The 1,881-nt window shown below is 68.2% G+C and carries 2 protein-coding genes; both read right to left on the minus strand.

Annotated elements, in window-relative coordinates:
- Positions 1-1,112, minus strand: a 1,112-nt coding sequence (locus V7793_RS37095) for a cysteine desulfurase (protein ID WP_336014087.1), incomplete at its 3' end; no start/stop codon positions are given.
- On the minus strand, positions 1,109-1,876 hold the full coding sequence (sufC, locus tag V7793_RS37100; protein WP_336014088.1) for a Fe-S cluster assembly ATPase SufC: 768 nt from the start codon (positions 1,874-1,876) through the stop codon (positions 1,109-1,111). The genes sufC and V7793_RS37095, both read right to left, overlap by 4 nt.
- Positions 1,877-1,881: the final 5 nt, after the last annotated feature.

Consider the following 1,881-nt stretch of genomic DNA (forward strand, 5'->3'; position numbering starts at 1 on the left):
CGCACCGCGATGCCCTGCTCGTCGAGGACCTGGCCCACGTCGTGGGGGTGGATGTCACCGAGTGTGAAGGAGATCGTGGCGCCGCGGTCCTCGGCCGTGGTGGGGCCGATGATGCGCAGGTCCGGCACCTCCTGGAGGCGGCGCACGGCGTACTGCGTGAGGGCGTGCTCGTGCCGGGCGATGTTCTCCATGCCGATCGCCGACAGGTAGTCCACCGCGGCGCCGAGGCCGACGGCCTGGGCGATGGGGGGCGTACCGGCCTCGAACTTGTGCGGCGCGGGGGCGTAGGTGGAGGAGTGCATCGAGACGGTCTCGATCATCTCGCCGCCGCCGAGGAACGGCGGGAGGTCCTCCAGCAGCTCCTGGCGGCCCCACAGGACACCGATGCCCGTCGGGCCGCACATCTTGTGGCCGGTGAAGGCCACGAAGTCGGCCTGGAGGGCCTGGACGTCCAGCACCATGTGCGGGGCGGCCTGGGAGGCGTCGATGACGACGAGCGCACCGACTTCCTGGGCGCGCCGGACGATGGTCTCGACGGGGTTGACGGTGCCCATGATGTTGGAGACCAGCACGAACGAGACGACCTTGGTCTTCTCGGTGATGATCTCGTCGATGTTGGACAGGTCGAGCCGGCCGTCGTCGGTGAGGCCGAACCACTTCAGCTTCGCGCCGGTGCGCTGCGAGAGCAGCTGCCACGGAACGATGTTGGAGTGGTGCTCCATCTCGGTGATGACGATCTCGGTGTCGTGGTCGACCCGGTAGGGCTCGTCGGCCCAGCCGAGCATGTTGGCCACGAGGTTGAGCGACTCGGAGGCGTTCTTGGTGAAGATCACCTCGTCGCGGCTGGGGGCGTTGATGAAGGCGGCGACCTTGTCGCGCGCGCCCTCGTACAGCGCCGTGGCCTCCTCGGCGATGGTGTAGACGCCGCGGTGGACGTTGGCGTTGTGCCGCTCGTAGTACGCGTTGAGCGCGTCGAGCACCTGGCGCGGCTTCTGGGAGGTGGCCGCGGAGTCCAGGTAGACGATCTTCTTACCGTCGTGGACCGTGCGGTCCAGGATGGGGAAGTCCTTGCGAATCGCCTCGGTGTCGAGGAGGCCCGGCAGTATGGTCACGCGGTTACGCCACCCTTCGTCTGGTAGGCCTCGTAGCCCTCGGCCTCGAGCTTGTCGGCGAGCTCGGCGCCGCCGGACTCGACGATGCGGCCGCCCGAGAAGACGTGGACGAAGTCCGGCTTGATGTAGCGCAGGATGCGCGTGTAGTGCGTGATCAGCAGGGTGCCGACCTCACCGGTCTCGCGGACGCGGTTGACGCCCTCGGAGACCTGGCGCAGGGCGTCGACGTCCAGGCCGGAGTCGGTCTCGTCGAGGATCGCGATCTTCGGCTTGAGGAGCTCGAGCTGGAGGATCTCGTGGCGCTTCTTCTCACCGCCGGAGAAGCCCTCGTTGACGTTGCGCTCGGCGAAGGCGGGGTCCATGTTGAGGCGCTCCATGGCCTCCTTGACCTCCTTCACCCAGGTGCGCAGCTTGGGGGCCTCGCCGCGGATGGCGGTGGCGGAGGTGCGCAGGAAGTTGGAGACCGAGACGCCGGGCACCTCGACGGGGTACTGCATGGCGAGGAAGACGCCGGCGCGGGCGCGCTCGTCGACGGACATCTCCAGGACGTCCTCGCCGTCGAGGGTGACGGTGCCGCCGGTGATCGTGTACTTGGGGTGACCCGCGAGGGAGTACGCCAGGGTCGACTTGCCGGAGCCGTTGGGGCCCATGATGGCGTGGGTCTCGCCCTGCTTCACGGTCAGGTCGACGCCCTTGAGGATCTCGCGCGGGCCGTTCTCGGCCTCGACGGAGACGTGCAGGTCGTTGATCTCAAGCGTTGCCATGGGGA

This window comes from Streptomyces sp. KLMMK, assembly GCF_036961605.1.
Classification (GTDB): domain Bacteria; phylum Actinomycetota; class Actinomycetes; order Streptomycetales; family Streptomycetaceae; genus Streptomyces; species Streptomyces telluris.

What these genes read in the sequence shown, in the direction of transcription:
- sufC (WP_336014088.1), bottom strand. Translation starts at nt 1,876, where the DNA reads ATGGCAACGCTTGAGATCAACGACCTGCACGTCTCCGTCGAGGCCGAG.